Raw genomic sequence first — 13220 nt, 5'->3', positions numbered from 1 at the left:
CACAAATTATCATAATTAAAAAACATTATTTTTTAAGGTTTGTTAATTATATATAATAAATCCTAACAAGTCAACTTACTCAACAAGAAGCCTTTATCAAATAAATTTTTCTTTTTAGAATTAAAACCTTTCTCTAATATCCTTAGAAAATTCAAGTTTAGGAAGACCTTATGAAATTATTTTTTAAATATTTTCTTGTTTTGAGTGTTTTAGTGACGCCTTTGCCCCTGACCTCTATGGAGAAAGATGAAGCTGCAAGAGAAAAGTTATTGATGCTGCTTTCAGGAGAATGGGTCACAAGGGGGGTCTACGCTGCCACAGAGCTTGGAATCGCAGATCATTTGCTGGACGGTCCAAAAACAGTCAAAGAACTTTCTTTGCTAACAGAAACAGATGAGCTTTCCTTAAAAAGACTTCTTAAAATGTTAGTCGGTTTTGGACTTTTTGCTGAAGAAAACGAAGGCCTTTTTATAAATTCTGATTTAAGTCTTCTTCTTGCAAAAAAGCATCCCGAGTCCCTTTACTCCCTCTCCCTATTTTTTGGAGAAGAAATCCATGAAGCCTGGGATGCGATCGTGCCTTCTTTAAAACTGAATACTCCGGCTTTTGAAATAACCCATCAAAAACCCGTGTTCACTTATTTTAAAGAAAACCCTTTACGAGCTGCGCTTTTTCAAGACGCGATGAAACAAAAATCGCAAGCTGTCATCCAATCTTCTATCGCCTCCTACGACTTTAAAAAATTTCATACTATTTATGACATTGGCGGCGGCTATGGACAATTTATGATTGCCTTACTCAACGATAACCCGAACTTAAAGGGAATGATTTTTGAGCTTCCTGAAGTGATTGAGATTTTAAAAATAAGATCCCCTCTTCTAGAAAGTCCAAGATGCGAGCTTGTAGCGGGTAATTTCTTTGAATCGATTCCGGAAGGTGGAGACGCCTATTTATTAAAATCTGTTCTACATGATTGGGAAGAGGAAAAATCAGAAAAAATACTGGCTAAGTGCTATGAGGCGATGACTGAAAAGAGCCGGCTCCTAATTATAGAAACTATTTTACTTCCTAAAGACCGGTCGAGGTACGCCAATTGTATGGACATGCAAATGATGATGATTACAGGCGGTAAAGAAAGAACAGGAGAGGCGTTTAAAGAAATGCTTGAAAAAGCTGGATTCCAGATCGTGGATATTTACCCGACAGCGACCGAATTTTCAATTATTGAAGCGAAGAAAAAAAGATAAGAGTTTATCCGTATTTTTGCTTTTCAGGGATGACACCTCTTACGCCTCCTCTTGGGTCTTCCATGTCTCCTTTATAGCGTGGAATTAGATGAACGTGAAGATGCATGACCGTTTGTCCGGCAGCTCTTCCCGCATTCGCGCCTATATTATATCCGTCAGGCGCGTATACTTTATCCCATTTTTTTTTCATAACATTTAGTATTTCAATGATTTCATGCTGTACTTCGGGTTTTGCTTCAAACCAATTCTCATAGTGCACATAGGGTATTATTAAAATGTGTCCTTTCGCCACCGGGTATCTGTCTTTCATAACAAAACAGTGCTTGAAACGCCCGACCACTTCTATTTTTGAATCATCCCGGAGAAACTTGCAGAATAAACAATCGTGCTCCATAGAAAGATCCCTCTTTTTAAAATAGGAAGCTTCTTTATTTCCTTCTTTAATTTGTACGCAATGAGCTAAAAGCCTTGAATCAAACCCGCCTTTTGATTCACGTTTTTTTTTTTGTATTTGCTTTACCTCCTCCCAAGAAAGCCCTTCCGCCTTAATAATAGACTCGATGACTTCTAAAAGGTCTGCAAGTTCTTCTTTCAGTTCCTCTTTGGTTGAAGTATTCAGAATTTCAAAAGTTTCTTCCTTAAGTTTCTCTTTTAACTCTTTGCGATAACAAGCTTCATCTAAAATTTCTGTTTTGAATAAGACTTCATCACTGCTAAAAAGATCCGGGATCTTATCACGTATCAATTTCTGCATTTGAAATTCCAATAAGGGCTTGTCAGACATCTTAGAACCTTAGGTTTTGGATTTTTTAAGTCGGAAGATATTATAAAACAGCTTGAACTATTTTTTAAATTAATAAAAATCTCCTCTAGCTATCCAATTTTTTTGTTGGTAAGCTTCTTTCCAATTTTTAAGAGGTTTTCTATGTTTCATTTATCAAAAAAAATTCCTGTCGGAATTCTTGGGGCAACAGGGGTTGTTGGGCAAAAATTTGTCGAACTTTTAAGCAACCATCCCTTATTTGAAATAAAAGCGCTTGGCGCATCAGAAAAATCAACCGGAAAATTTTATGGAGAAGCCATGACATGGAGAATGGCAGCTCCCCTGGAAACTAAAATAGCTCAGTTTAAATTGCATCCTTGCACACCCGAACATTTTCCGAAAGTTGTCTTTTCAGGCCTTGATTCTAGTGTGGCAGGAGATATTGAAACCAATTTTGCGAAAGCTTCCTTCACTGTAATCTCAAATTCTAAAAATCACAGGATGGATGAGGATGTCCCTTTAATCATTCCTGAGGTCAATAGCGATCATCTTAACTTGTTGAATCATCAAAGCCATAAAGGGCGTATCGTAACCAACCCTAACTGCTCAGTCATTGGGTTAACAACCGCACTAAAACCGCTTGCACAAGAATTCGGGATTGATAAAGTCCATGTCGTAACCCTCCAAGCCGTTTCCGGGGCCGGCTATCCCGGGGTTTCAAGCTTTGACATCTTAGATAATGTGATTCCCTTTATTTCGGGTGAAGAAGAAAAAATCGAACAAGAACCTCTCAAAATTTTAGGAGAATTAAAGGGGGCTGCTATTAAACCCTATCCCATGCAGATTAGCGCTCAATGCAATAGGGTAGCTGTCATGGATGGGCATATGGCTTGCGTTTCATTAAGTTTACAAAAAAAAACAAGCGAGGCGAAAGACATCATCGATGCCTGGAAACGCTTTGGGGTTTCATTTCAAAATAACCTCTCCCTCCCTTCTCTGCCTAAAGAAACCTTAATTTACCTTGAGGATAGGGCGCATCCCCAACCTAAACTTCATAGGCACCTAAATAATGGGATGACGGTCTCCCTTGGACGCTTGCAGAAATGCCCTCTATTAGATTGGAAATTTGTATTGCTTTCACACAACACTATTAGGGGAGCTGCCGGCTCTGCCATTTTAAATGCGGAGCTTATGCTTTTAAAGGGATTTATAAAAGAATGATAACTAATTTCCTCTAGGCAAACATAAAATAGCAATTGCTTATAAAAGAAAGTAACGCTTTTGGTAACTTATCAATGACGAATGCCATTTTTTCTACTTAATTCCCCGGAAATCGGAAAACATTACACGGATCAAAAATAATTGCCCTCTGAAAAACAAAAGAGATGACCGCTATCATCGATTAAAGTTGTTGAATTAAAGGAATGATTTAATATAAAATTTTTAAAAAAATTAACTTTAGTTCCTTATGATTCAAGTTTTTAGAAAAAAGCCTTCTGACTTTAAAACTCATGTTTATGTGACAGCAGCTTACGTAAAACACGAAGATAAAATTTTAATTTTACAGCTTTCCCAAGAAAAAGAGGAAGCTTTTCACTATGGCGTCCCCGCCGGTAAACTTGAAAACGGTGAATTGCCGGAAGATGGGATGGAACGGGAACTCTTTGAAGAAACCGGCATTCGAATCGATTCAAAAGACTCTATAAGATCTTTAGATCTTTTATTTATGAGAAAACCTAAGTGCGATTACATTTATCACCTCTTCGAGGTAACTCTTGCAGAATTGCCTGAAATTCATCTCTCAAAAGAACACCAAGCTTATCGATGGCTGTCGTTGGAAGAAATCTCAACGCTTCCTCTAATGCTCGGCGCCATTGAAGCAATAGAGTTTTATAAGGAATTACAAAAATGATCACAAAAAAAGAATTTTATTTCGTAAGACATGGACAAACCGATTACAACTTAAAAGGGGTCTATTCTGATTCTTCTGAAATTTGCTTGAATGAAACGGGAAAAAGCCAAGCTCTTGCCATAGAGCCAATAGTTAGAAAGCTTCCAATAAAAACAATTTGCTTTAGTCCTCTAACTAGGGCTCGGGAAACTAAGGACCTTATCAGTGTCAACTTAGCTTCTCCTCAAGTAGAAATAGAAGGCTTGGCAGAGTGCCATCCCGAAGTTTGGAAAACAATGGCCAATCTTAATTTTTCAACTGCCGTGATGCAGTTTGTCGAAAGAGCAAGACATGCTGTAAATCTAGCTCTTTCGGAGGAAGGTCCTGTCCTCATTGTAGCTCATGGCGGGATTCACTTTGCCATTTGCTCCCTTATGAAAGTCAAACATGACTGGAAAATTGATAACTGTGTACCGGTACATTTTCAACTTGATGAAAAGGACAATTGGTCTGCTAGAAAATTGGTGCAGCCTTAACGTCTCTTGACCGCATAGCCATATTGAAGGGGCCAATTAGATTGCGCCCCTAACTCTAGTTCTGCTTTTAAGGCCCAATAGGGCTCTCTTAAAAACTCACGGCCTAAAAACACAAAGTCGGCATCCCCCCCCGTTATAATTTCATTGGCCTGCAAAGGGTCTGTAATAAGGCCGACGGCCGCCGTTTTAATTCCGGCATTTTCTCGAATTTGCTTGGCAAAAGGAACTTGGTAGCCTTTTGCGACTGGAATTGACGCTTTTGGAACCATGCCGCCTGTGGAGACATCTATAAGGTCCACCCCTATTGCCTTTAAATGTTTAGCTAAAATAATGGCCTCTTCAACGTCCCATCCTTTTTCAACCCAGTCAGTCGCAGAAATACGCACAAAAAGACAGAGCTCATCTCCAATTAGACGCCTAAACTCTTGTGCTATCTGTAAAAGAAGCCGCATCCTGTTTTCTAAACTTCCGCCATAAGCATCGGCTCTTTTATTGCTTAAAGGCGAGAGAAACTCATGAAGCAAATACCCATGGGCGGCGTGAATTTCAATCACTTTAAAACCTGCTTTTAAAGCTCTTTTACAGCCTTCCTTAAAATCATGTATGAGTCCTAAGATTTCTTTTTCATCAAGCGCCTTAGGGAGTGGATCCCCTTCATTAAAAGGTATGGCACTTGGGGCAATAGTATCCCAACCGCCTTCTTTCAGGCCTAATCTTTGACCGCCTTTCCATGGAACTTCGACACTCGCTTTTCGCCCCGCGTGGGCAAGCTGAATGCCTGGAACCGCCCCCTGACTTTCTATGAATGCAGCAATTCGGGAGAGCATCTCAATGTGGCCGTCTTCCCAAATCCCAAGATCCCCGGGAGAAATACGCCCTATTTTTGTGACGGCAGTCGCTTCAACCATAGAAAGAGCGTCCCCGCCAACAGCCCTTGAGCCCACATTTACAAGATGCCAATCACTTGCATAGCCATCTTTTGCGCTATATTGACACATAGGGGACATCCCGATGCGATTTCTAAAAGTCACTCCTCGTATCTTTAAGGGGCTTAAAAGGTCGATTTCCGGAACTTCTCTGTCATGATCGGCGCCAGCTATGCAAATTCTTGTTTTTTGATTTTTGTCGCTCATTATTAATCTTGGGGATGAATCATTTTTTATAAAAAATTTTTCATAGCATAGATTAGGATTTCAAGCAAATTGTAAGGTTCTAGTTTCCTGTCGATCGATAGCGTGTTACACCAAAATCCCAAAGTTTTATGGCAAATAAAAGGAATGCGATACCGGCAATTGGAGCCATAGCGCCAAACCAAAAGTAAATCCCCTCTAGTCTAAGAGCCGCCAAGATGGGGTAATAGCCGACGGCCGCCAAAGGTATAATAAAAGTAAAAAAAAGGCGGAACGGGGTGTTGTAAATATTTATCGGATATTGCCCGGTTTCCATGCCGCCATAGGTCGTGATATTCATGAGTTCAAGAGTTTCAGTTGTCCAAAATGACAAAGTCGCTTGAATGACAAATAGCCCGTAGAAAAGAGCTGTCGTTCCAATTGTGGCAAATAAAACAACAAGTGAAGCAGACGAAAAGAAAGACAGATCTAGCTGCCAAAATCCCCACGAAAGAACAGCCAACCCTTGTAAAAACCTTCCGATCCGCATCATTTGGACATCCCTTGTAGCTATCTGAAAGAGGGTTCCAAGAGGTCTTAGTAAAATTCGATCAAAATCCCCTTTTTTTACAAGAGTGCTGAAAGTGTCAAAACCTCTTGCAAAAGCTTCAGCCGTTGCAAAACCCATATGCATGACCCCATATATTAGAGACATTTCAGCCAAAGTCCAGCCTCCCAGACTCTTAAACCTATCAAAGAGAACCCATATGCCGAATATTTCAACGAACGTGGAAAGAAAATGGGCTATGGCTAGCATAAAAAAAGAAGCTTTATGCTGCATTTGAGACCTAAATGAAATTGAAACAAGCTTGAAATATAATCGGGTCTTTTCTAAAAACACTGTTCAACCGCCTTGTATGACGACTTTCTTTAAAGCGCGTCCGATTAAAAACTTTCCAAGAAGAACAAGAGATAGAATCCAAAAGGCTTGGAAAGCGTAATAAAAAAGCACTTCACTTGCAGGAATGACTCCGGTATAGATACGCGAGGGAATATCAATAATGCCTCTAAAGGGCTGACTATTGATAACCGGTTTCATCCACTCAGGAAATAAAGGCAATGGAACGACAAGCCCGCTTAAAACAATGGTAAAGTGAGGCAGAAGCCTTAAAATACCCTCTCCGGAAAGGGTCCAAAATAAAGTGATATGAACAAGCGTTGTAATCGCTGAAGAGAGAAGCGCTGCAAGGCAAAGCGATCCAAGAAATGCAAGACCTGACAAGAAAGAATCTGGCAGCGGCAAACCAAAGAATAGAAAAGCTATCAATAAAAGAAAAGGGCTTCTCATTAAAGTTAGAACAACTCTCATAGCTAAAGCTCTTGCAAACCATAGGCTGTATAAATCCAAAGGTCTTACAAGCTCATAAGCCACATTGCCGCTTCGAATATCCGATTCTATTTCCTTATCTATATTCCAGGGAAGTAATTGCAAAAAACCCTGGCCAAGCCAAATGAATGTAATCCCTTGCATTAGCGTAATCGGTTCAGGGCCTTTGGCTTCCAAAAAAAAAGCAGTCAGAATCATTGTCTTGATTAAACCCCAAAAAATTTGGGTTAGAAAACCTGCAAAGGCGGCTACTCTATACTGAATTAAAGTTAAGAGCCTGGCATTAAAGAGGGCAATATAGGGACTCATAGATTAGCATCCCGGTAAAATTTTGCTATGATCTCCTCAATTGGCGGGTTTTCAACATAAAGGTCATGGATAGCATGCTTTCCAGTAATTTCAGAAATGAGCTTAGGGGTTGAAATAACATCCGGATTAAACCGGATGTAGAGTCTATGCCCTTCCCTTTTAAATACTTCTGCGCCCTCAATTTCAATCCCCTCGATTTCCTTATCCATATCTACAATTAAATGGCGCTCGGGAAGCATTTTTTTTCTTAAGGTCGAAAGAGGGCCATCAAGAAAAATTTGGCCTTCATTTAAAATCAAGACACGCTTGCATAAAGACTCTATGTCATCCATGTCATGCGTTGTCAAAAGAACAGTAACTTTATGCTCTTTATTAAGATGTTTTATGAAATCTCGAACGGCAAGCTTACTTACCGCATCAAGACCTATTGTAGGCTCATCCAGGAAAAGAATCTTTGGAGAATGAAGAAGAGATGCTGCAAGGTCGCAGCGCATTCTCTGACCTAAACTTAGCTGGCGAACCGGTACGTTTAAAATTTTCGAAAGCTCAAGCGTTGAAGTTAAAGTATCTAGAATTTTTTTGTAATTTTGATCTGAAACCCGATAGATATCTCTTAAAAGGTCAAAGGATTCAATGACAGGTAAATCCCACCAAAGCTGCGTTCTTTGACCAAATACAACGCCAATTTGCCTGGCTGTTTCAACTCTATTCACCCATGGGGTTTTTCCAAGAATTTTTACCTCGCCGGAAGTTGGAAGTAAAATTCCTGAAAGCAGCTTAACAGTTGTGCTTTTTCCCGCTCCATTCGGCCCAATATACCCTAAAAGCTCCCCTTCATGGACATCAAATGAAACGTGGTTGATAGCTACACGAGTTAGAGATTGACGAGAAAAAAGAGAGCGTAAAGACCCTAAAAATCCTTTTTTTCTAACGGGGACATGAAATTCCTTATAAAGGTCTTTAACCGAAATGATGCTCATAAAAACTCTAAAATCTGGTAAAAATCGAAATATAAGGCCATAAAAGGACCTTATGAAGGTAAAGAAAAAAATTGAACGGACGTTTTTAAATATAAAGTGCTATTGAAGTTATCAATTTCAATCTTTGCTGTAAAGAAAAATTCTAAGAACCCCGAGGGGCATTCCAACCGCTCGAGGTTCTAATTTAGCAAATGATTTGCTTGCTTTGAACCGCATTTTTAAAAGAACGGCCCAAAAATAAAGCTAAAAAAGCCCAGAGCAATAAAAGAGGAAATCCAAGATACCCTGAGAGCATTAAATAATACGATTTGCCAAGAACTTGTCCAAAATTGGCCTGAAGGGGGGTCAAAAGAATATTGAATAAAGAGCCTGCTTCCTTAGAAGCCCTGGAACCAAAAGTCTCAATCCAAGCCCCCGCTTGGAAACGGACTTGAGAGGTGGTTGGAATATATAATTGTTTCAAAGCCGGGCCATTTAAGGCGTAATTGATAGCTTTGGAACCAACCATGAGCATGAAAAGAAAATTCAAGCTGTCAATTGTCAAAAAACCGAACAATGCAAATCCTACAATCATCGGCATCAAGCAAAGCGCTGCTCCAACGCCTAAAAATCTTGTGATATTGCTAATGCCAAAAAGTAAACATAATAAAGATATCAAGTTCACAGACGATCCGTAGAGGCTTAAGTAATTGCTAAGGGCCACCCCCGTAAACGTGCTTGCAGCGGCAATTTTGAAGTTAAAGTCAAATAAGGTCACAATAAATTCATAGATAAAATTTACAAAAAATAACCCTAGCAGGTAACGATGCTTGGCAACCAATTTAAGCCCTTCTAAAAACCCGGGTTCAGACTTTTCTTTTTGGTCATTTTCTTTTTTTTCCAAGCCGAAGGAATCAAAGAGTTCTTTTGGAGTGGCTTTGAAAAAATGACGAACAAGCGGAATCAAAGCGAAAACAAGAAGGGATAGAATAAATAGAGATAAAGCATCTGTCGATAGCTGCAATCGATGAGGGAGCCCACCTATATTATATGGCAAAATTACCCCTCCCAACTGACCTAAAGCTACAATTAAGGGAAATCCCTTCTTAGCTGCATTAGGGTTTGTGATGTTGGTTGAAAAGGCCCAAAATAAAGCCACGACGAGGGATCCGAAACTTTCAACAAATAAATACCAGAAATAGCCTGTTATTCTCGCAAAAACTTTAAAAGTTAAAGACAGGCTTAAGAATTGTTCTTTAGGCATTTGAAGCCATAACATAAGGAGGCTGAATCCAAAGATCATCACTCCATAAAATGAAGGCAAAAGGATCAGCATTCTTTCTTTTGAAAACTTATCGATTAACCTTGTGTAAACCATAACAAGCGGTATTAATGCGAGAACTGAAAAAGTTTTTGCGAAGGGCAGTTGCATCTTATCTACCAACTGAATAAAGATAGCGTCTTTTAAAGGTCTTAAAGTCCAATAGACTCCTATAATAAGACCAAAAATCAGCCCCAGCCTTAGAAATTTTTTAAATTCTTCTTTTTCAAAATTTCCGAAATTAAAACGGCAAAGCCATTGAAGAATCGATACGAAGGAATTCATAAAAAAGGATCTCCTATATAGGTTGACCGCTGATTATATTTCCTTTGTTTTTATTTGTATTGTCGATATAATTGAATTTTAATATCGATAAAAATGATATATGAAAAAGTTAGATCAAGAAACCAACTCTCTTAAAAACTTAAGAATCGCAGATCTAGAGCTTTTTATCACGGCGGCTCGTTTAAAGAGTTTAGGGAAAGCTGCGAAACTCCATTACTTAAGCCAAAGTGCTGCAAGCGCTGTGATTCAAAGGGTTGAATTTGCCTTCGGAAGGCTTCTTTGCAAGCATGAAAAAAGACAATTCAAGCTTACAAAAGAAGGTGAGCTTCTTCTTCCGAAAGCTGAATCCTGGCTAAAAAATCTTAAGGAAATAGTGGCAAAAAAAGAAAAAGCCCCTATACGAGTAGCAACCACACAAGCACTTGCAAGAGTTTTAATCCCTTCAGCAATTGTTTTAGATAAGATCGAACTAAAATTAATGCGCCCGGACCATGCCTATAGATCTCTTCTTCAGGGTGAGTCAGATGTTGCGATTTGCTTAGATAATGCCCTCTGGGAAGGTGTTACGGCAGAGGAGCTTGGCATCACTTCCTTTCAACTCTATTCAGCAAATAAAAATGCAAAACATGACCCCGTCCTTATCCCTGAAGATCAAATGGAAGTTTTAAGTTTTCAACAAAAATGGCAAGAGTTCCATAATGCCCCCTTACCCATAAAGTCAAGGCTTCCTAGCTGGTCTTTAATCTATGATATTTGTAAAGACTCAAAAGAAATCGGTTTTCTCCCCTGTTTCTTAACCCTAAGATCTAATTTATTCCCCGTTTCAGACCAGCCTAAGGCATCAAAATATCGAATTCTTGCCCTTTATCGAAACCCTGAAATAACTATTGAAAAACGCTTGAAAGCCTTATTTAAAGTTTGGAAATTAATTTTTACGAACTAACAAAACTCCTTCAATTTTTATCTTAGTTGCAAGAATTTATAAAATAATCTATTACACATTTCATAGGTAAAATGACTCTCATTCCTCTTAATCTGGAATCCGAGCTAAATTGAATAGACTTCTTTCGAAACTCGCTTTTGATTGGAAAAATGGGCTGATCTTGTGCAAATTTTTTTATACATTTCAAATACATAGGGTACCCTATGTCTATGAAAAGTCTTTGGGTTTTTGTTATTTTTATGGCTATCTTTGGAAGCGGGCTTTTATTTGCTAACTTAAACCAGAATAAAGAAGATTTGATCGAGGAAACCACCATTTATGGCTATCCTCTTGCCCTTAAGGATGCGACAAATGAGGTGAGGACGAAAACGAATCATCCAACTTCTCGAAAAGCCCCCCTCAAAGACCTTTCGAAAGAACCTCTCGTTTTGAAAGTTCTGAAAATTCCTATAGTCGATAGGCCATTTTCGGATAGTGAGGACCTAAAATTTAATGAAGACGGCTCCCTTGACATCCTCATTCAAAAAGAGAAGCCTAAAGACACTTTTAACTGGCTGCCCTCCCCTCAATTATGCCGATTTATGAACGTAAAAGTTCAGTCCTTACGGAGAATGAGAAGCCTGTAAAAAAACTAACCTCTAAAGATTTTAAAGTGCCTTATTTAACCTTCAAACAAGGAGAGTACTATGTTTCCTATAGATTCATCTTACCCACCCGTTTTTTACGGGACATTTGAAACGGCGACCCTATCTCTTGTTTCTTTTCCCCAAAACATCCTTAACACCATTGGTTCATTAGCAAGGTCCATATTATTCGGACTGGCCACTCTTTTAACAGTTTGTCAAATTAAATTTTTATCAGATGAAACTAGCCACTCTTTTGGAAAAGCCCTCTATAACTTAACCGCTAGCTTTTGCTCGCTTTACTCAGTCTTAAACCCGAAGAATGCTTTAGAAATACAATCAAATGCCTTCACAAGGCTCTGTTTTGATTTAAAAAATCTTGATGATGTTAAAATTAGAAGTTTTATTTTTCTCTTAAGAACAGGGGCTTAGCATTTTTAGGCTAGAAATAAAAGATCTTATCGGTATACAATAAATAAAATTATTAAATATTTTTTATAATTATGAATAAATTAAATCGAAATGACATTCGTATCCGAATTATTATGACTCGCAAGAGCCAAGCGGGACGGATGTGATCGATTTTCTTTATCGGTTGATCTTAAAGCCGCTTAAGTTGCGGCTTTTTTTTTCGCCTCGAAAAAAAACCGCACCTTTAAAGTGCGGTTTTTTTTTATGAATTTGTAACGTGAAAGGAATTTTTGGTATGAAGACCAAGGGACTAGTTTTAAGTACGGGCTTTGCCCTTTTTTCCATGTTTTTTGGATCCGGAAATCTTGTATTTCCTATAGCTGTCGGGCAAGATTGCGGCGGCTCAATTTTATTTGCTTCCATGGGTATTTTATTAACAGGAGTTCTAGTTCCATTCCTTGGGGTCTTAGGCATTTTGCTCTACAAAGGAGATCTCCCAAGTTTTTTTAGCTGCTTTGGAAAAAAAGGATTATTTCTTTTCACCTTTCTCTCTCTTGCCTTAATGGGTCCTTTTGGCGTCTTAGCCAGATGTCTAACAGTAGCTCATGGCGCACTAGAGTTAATTATGCCGGGAACGCCTCTTGCCGTTTCAAGCGGTATTCTCTGTTGTCTAGTTTTTCTTTTAACGATCAATAAGAATAAAATTGTAGATTTATTAGGTACTTTTTTAACCCCGCTTTTGCTTCTTTTTATTGGCATCATCGCTTTTTATAGTCTAAAAGACGGATCTTCTATTGAAGGCAATATGAACTCCATAGAAGCTTTTAAAAATGGTTTTTTCCAAGGGTACCAAACCATGGATCTTTTAGCGGCTTTCTTTTTCTCAACCTTTGTTATTAAACACCTTTTTGACCACTCGAAAAACCTTGAATGTGAAAAAACGACTCTAAAAGTTTTTTTTAAAGCTTCTTTTATAGGGGGTGCAATCCTCTCTTCTGTTTACGTCGCGCTTGTCGCTATGGGTTGGAACTATTCAAGCCTCTTAGCTGATAAGCTTCCACAAGAAATGCTTGGAGCTATAGCCCTACAATCTTTAGGCCCCTATGCAGCCCCTTTGGTTTGCCTCGCGGTTATCTTCGCTTGCTTGACAACAGCTATTGTCCTAGCTTCTCTTTTCAGCGATTTTTTAAGAGTTGAAGTCGCAAAAGGAAAATTAAACGCCCCTCTAAGTTTAGCGATAACGCTTCTTATAAGTTTTTTAGTCTCGAACCTTGAATTTTCAGGAATTGCAAAATTCATAGGCCCGATCCTTGAAGTGACTTATCCTGCTTTAATCGTCTTGACCCTAGTCAATATTTTTAATAAATTTTATGGTTATAAGACGAATCATTGGCCTTTTACAGCGACTCTTGCAGCTAAACTTTGCCTTATTTAGG

General features: G+C 38.8%; 14 protein-coding genes. 8 read left to right on the top strand and 6 right to left on the bottom strand.

Annotation, left to right across the window (positions count from 1 at the left end; translation table 11 throughout):
* Nucleotides 1-170: 170 nt before the first annotated feature.
* A complete protein-coding gene (locus tag CSEC_RS01635; protein ID WP_041016648.1) occupies nucleotides 171-1247 on the top strand; it encodes a methyltransferase in 1077 nt (358 codons plus the stop codon).
* Between the two features lie 4 nt (nucleotides 1248-1251).
* Here CSEC_RS01635 and CSEC_RS13300 read toward each other — a convergent pair whose 3' ends face one another.
* Nucleotides 1252-2031 carry an HIT domain-containing protein gene (locus CSEC_RS13300; protein ID WP_202593672.1) on the bottom strand — a complete coding sequence of 260 codons (780 nt, stop codon included), beginning with the start codon at nucleotides 2029-2031 and terminating at the stop codon, nucleotides 1252-1254.
* A 141-nt stretch (nucleotides 2032-2172) separates the two neighbouring features.
* Between CSEC_RS13300 and asd the strand changes: the two genes are divergently transcribed.
* From asd to CSEC_RS01615, 3 genes are all read left to right on the top strand, one after another.
* Nucleotides 2173-3231 (top strand): aspartate-semialdehyde dehydrogenase, encoded by a 1059-nt coding sequence (asd, locus tag CSEC_RS01625; RefSeq protein WP_041016647.1) that lies wholly within the window; start codon nucleotides 2173-2175, stop codon nucleotides 3229-3231.
* 247 nt (nucleotides 3232-3478) lie between these two features.
* Nucleotides 3479-3922 carry an NUDIX hydrolase gene (locus tag CSEC_RS01620; RefSeq protein ID WP_041016646.1) on the top strand — a complete coding sequence of 148 codons (444 nt, stop codon included), beginning with the start codon at nucleotides 3479-3481 and terminating at the stop codon, nucleotides 3920-3922.
* Nucleotides 3919-4437 (top strand): histidine phosphatase family protein, encoded by a 519-nt coding sequence (locus tag CSEC_RS01615; RefSeq protein ID WP_041016645.1) that lies wholly within the window; start codon nucleotides 3919-3921, stop codon nucleotides 4435-4437. The genes CSEC_RS01620 and CSEC_RS01615 overlap by 4 nt, the downstream gene beginning before the upstream one ends.
* Here the strand turns inward: CSEC_RS01615 and CSEC_RS01610 are convergent.
* The 5 genes from CSEC_RS01610 to CSEC_RS01590 all read right to left on the bottom strand — a co-directional run bounded on the left by CSEC_RS01610 (nucleotide 4434) and on the right by CSEC_RS01590 (nucleotide 9807).
* Entirely contained in the window at nucleotides 4434-5570 is a 1137-nt protein-coding gene (locus CSEC_RS01610; RefSeq protein ID WP_041016644.1) for an NADH:flavin oxidoreductase/NADH oxidase, read from the bottom strand. The genes CSEC_RS01615 and CSEC_RS01610 overlap by 4 nt on opposite strands.
* Nucleotides 5571-5649: 79 nt before the next feature.
* The gene (locus tag CSEC_RS01605) at nucleotides 5650-6387 is read right to left on the bottom strand and encodes an ABC transporter permease (RefSeq protein WP_053331687.1); all 738 of its coding nucleotides are present in this window, start codon (nucleotides 6385-6387) and stop codon (nucleotides 5650-5652) included.
* A gap of 63 nt (nucleotides 6388-6450) precedes the next feature.
* Nucleotides 6451-7242 carry an ABC transporter permease gene (locus tag CSEC_RS01600; protein ID WP_041016642.1) on the bottom strand — a complete coding sequence of 264 codons (792 nt, stop codon included), beginning with the start codon at nucleotides 7240-7242 and terminating at the stop codon, nucleotides 6451-6453.
* A complete protein-coding gene (locus CSEC_RS01595) occupies nucleotides 7239-8222 on the bottom strand; it encodes an ABC transporter ATP-binding protein (protein WP_041016641.1) in 984 nt (327 codons plus the stop codon). The genes CSEC_RS01600 and CSEC_RS01595 overlap by 4 nt, the downstream gene beginning before the upstream one ends.
* A 184-nt stretch (nucleotides 8223-8406) precedes the next feature.
* Nucleotides 8407-9807: an NTP/NDP exchange transporter gene (locus CSEC_RS01590; protein ID WP_041016640.1), complete on the bottom strand. Its 1401-nt coding sequence runs from the start codon at nucleotides 9805-9807 to the stop codon at nucleotides 8407-8409.
* 100 nt (nucleotides 9808-9907) lie between these two features.
* Between CSEC_RS01590 and CSEC_RS01585 the strand changes: the two genes are divergently transcribed.
* The 4 genes from CSEC_RS01585 (at nucleotide 9908) to CSEC_RS01570 (ending at nucleotide 13219) form a co-directional block, all read left to right on the top strand.
* Nucleotides 9908-10750 (top strand): LysR family transcriptional regulator, encoded by an 843-nt coding sequence (locus tag CSEC_RS01585; RefSeq protein ID WP_041016639.1) that lies wholly within the window; start codon nucleotides 9908-9910, stop codon nucleotides 10748-10750.
* 203 nt (nucleotides 10751-10953) lie between these two features.
* Nucleotides 10954-11376, top strand: coding sequence for a DUF1214 domain-containing protein (locus CSEC_RS01580; protein ID WP_041016638.1), 423 nt, complete (start codon nucleotides 10954-10956; stop codon nucleotides 11374-11376).
* 60 nt (nucleotides 11377-11436) lie between these two features.
* The gene (locus tag CSEC_RS01575; protein ID WP_041016637.1) at nucleotides 11437-11805 is read left to right on the top strand and encodes a hypothetical protein; all 369 of its coding nucleotides are present in this window, start codon (nucleotides 11437-11439) and stop codon (nucleotides 11803-11805) included.
* Nucleotides 11806-12079: 274 nt separating this feature from the next.
* The gene (locus tag CSEC_RS01570) at nucleotides 12080-13219 is read left to right on the top strand and encodes a branched-chain amino acid transport system II carrier protein (protein WP_041016636.1); all 1140 of its coding nucleotides are present in this window, start codon (nucleotides 12080-12082) and stop codon (nucleotides 13217-13219) included.
* The last annotated feature ends 1 nt before the right edge of the window (nucleotide 13220 follow it).

The organism is Criblamydia sequanensis CRIB-18, assembly GCF_000750955.1.
Classification (GTDB): domain Bacteria; phylum Chlamydiota; class Chlamydiia; order Chlamydiales; family Criblamydiaceae; genus Criblamydia; species Criblamydia sequanensis.
This window is presented reverse-complemented; position numbering and strand designations above follow the sequence as displayed.

What these genes read in the sequence shown, in the direction of transcription:
- CSEC_RS01635 (WP_041016648.1), top strand. Translation starts at nt 171, where the DNA reads ATGAAATTATTTTTTAAATATTTTCTTGTTTTGAGTGTTTTAGTGACG.
- CSEC_RS13300 (WP_202593672.1), bottom strand. Translation starts at nt 2,031, where the DNA reads ATGTCTGACAAGCCCTTATTGGAATTTCAAATGCAGAAATTGATACGT.
- asd (WP_041016647.1), top strand. Translation starts at nt 2,173, where the DNA reads ATGTTTCATTTATCAAAAAAAATTCCTGTCGGAATTCTTGGGGCAACA.
- CSEC_RS01620 (WP_041016646.1), top strand. Translation starts at nt 3,479, where the DNA reads ATGATTCAAGTTTTTAGAAAAAAGCCTTCTGACTTTAAAACTCATGTT.
- CSEC_RS01615 (WP_041016645.1), top strand. Translation starts at nt 3,919, where the DNA reads ATGATCACAAAAAAAGAATTTTATTTCGTAAGACATGGACAAACCGAT.
- CSEC_RS01610 (WP_041016644.1), bottom strand. Translation starts at nt 5,570, where the DNA reads ATGAGCGACAAAAATCAAAAAACAAGAATTTGCATAGCTGGCGCCGAT.
- CSEC_RS01605 (WP_053331687.1), bottom strand. Translation starts at nt 6,387, where the DNA reads ATGCAGCATAAAGCTTCTTTTTTTATGCTAGCCATAGCCCATTTTCTT.
- CSEC_RS01600 (WP_041016642.1), bottom strand. Translation starts at nt 7,242, where the DNA reads ATGAGTCCCTATATTGCCCTCTTTAATGCCAGGCTCTTAACTTTAATT.
- CSEC_RS01595 (WP_041016641.1), bottom strand. Translation starts at nt 8,222, where the DNA reads ATGAGCATCATTTCGGTTAAAGACCTTTATAAGGAATTTCATGTCCCC.
- CSEC_RS01590 (WP_041016640.1), bottom strand. Translation starts at nt 9,807, where the DNA reads ATGAATTCCTTCGTATCGATTCTTCAATGGCTTTGCCGTTTTAATTTC.
- CSEC_RS01585 (WP_041016639.1), top strand. Translation starts at nt 9,908, where the DNA reads ATGAAAAAGTTAGATCAAGAAACCAACTCTCTTAAAAACTTAAGAATC.
- CSEC_RS01580 (WP_041016638.1), top strand. Translation starts at nt 10,954, where the DNA reads ATGTCTATGAAAAGTCTTTGGGTTTTTGTTATTTTTATGGCTATCTTT.
- CSEC_RS01575 (WP_041016637.1), top strand. Translation starts at nt 11,437, where the DNA reads ATGTTTCCTATAGATTCATCTTACCCACCCGTTTTTTACGGGACATTT.
- CSEC_RS01570 (WP_041016636.1), top strand. Translation starts at nt 12,080, where the DNA reads ATGAAGACCAAGGGACTAGTTTTAAGTACGGGCTTTGCCCTTTTTTCC.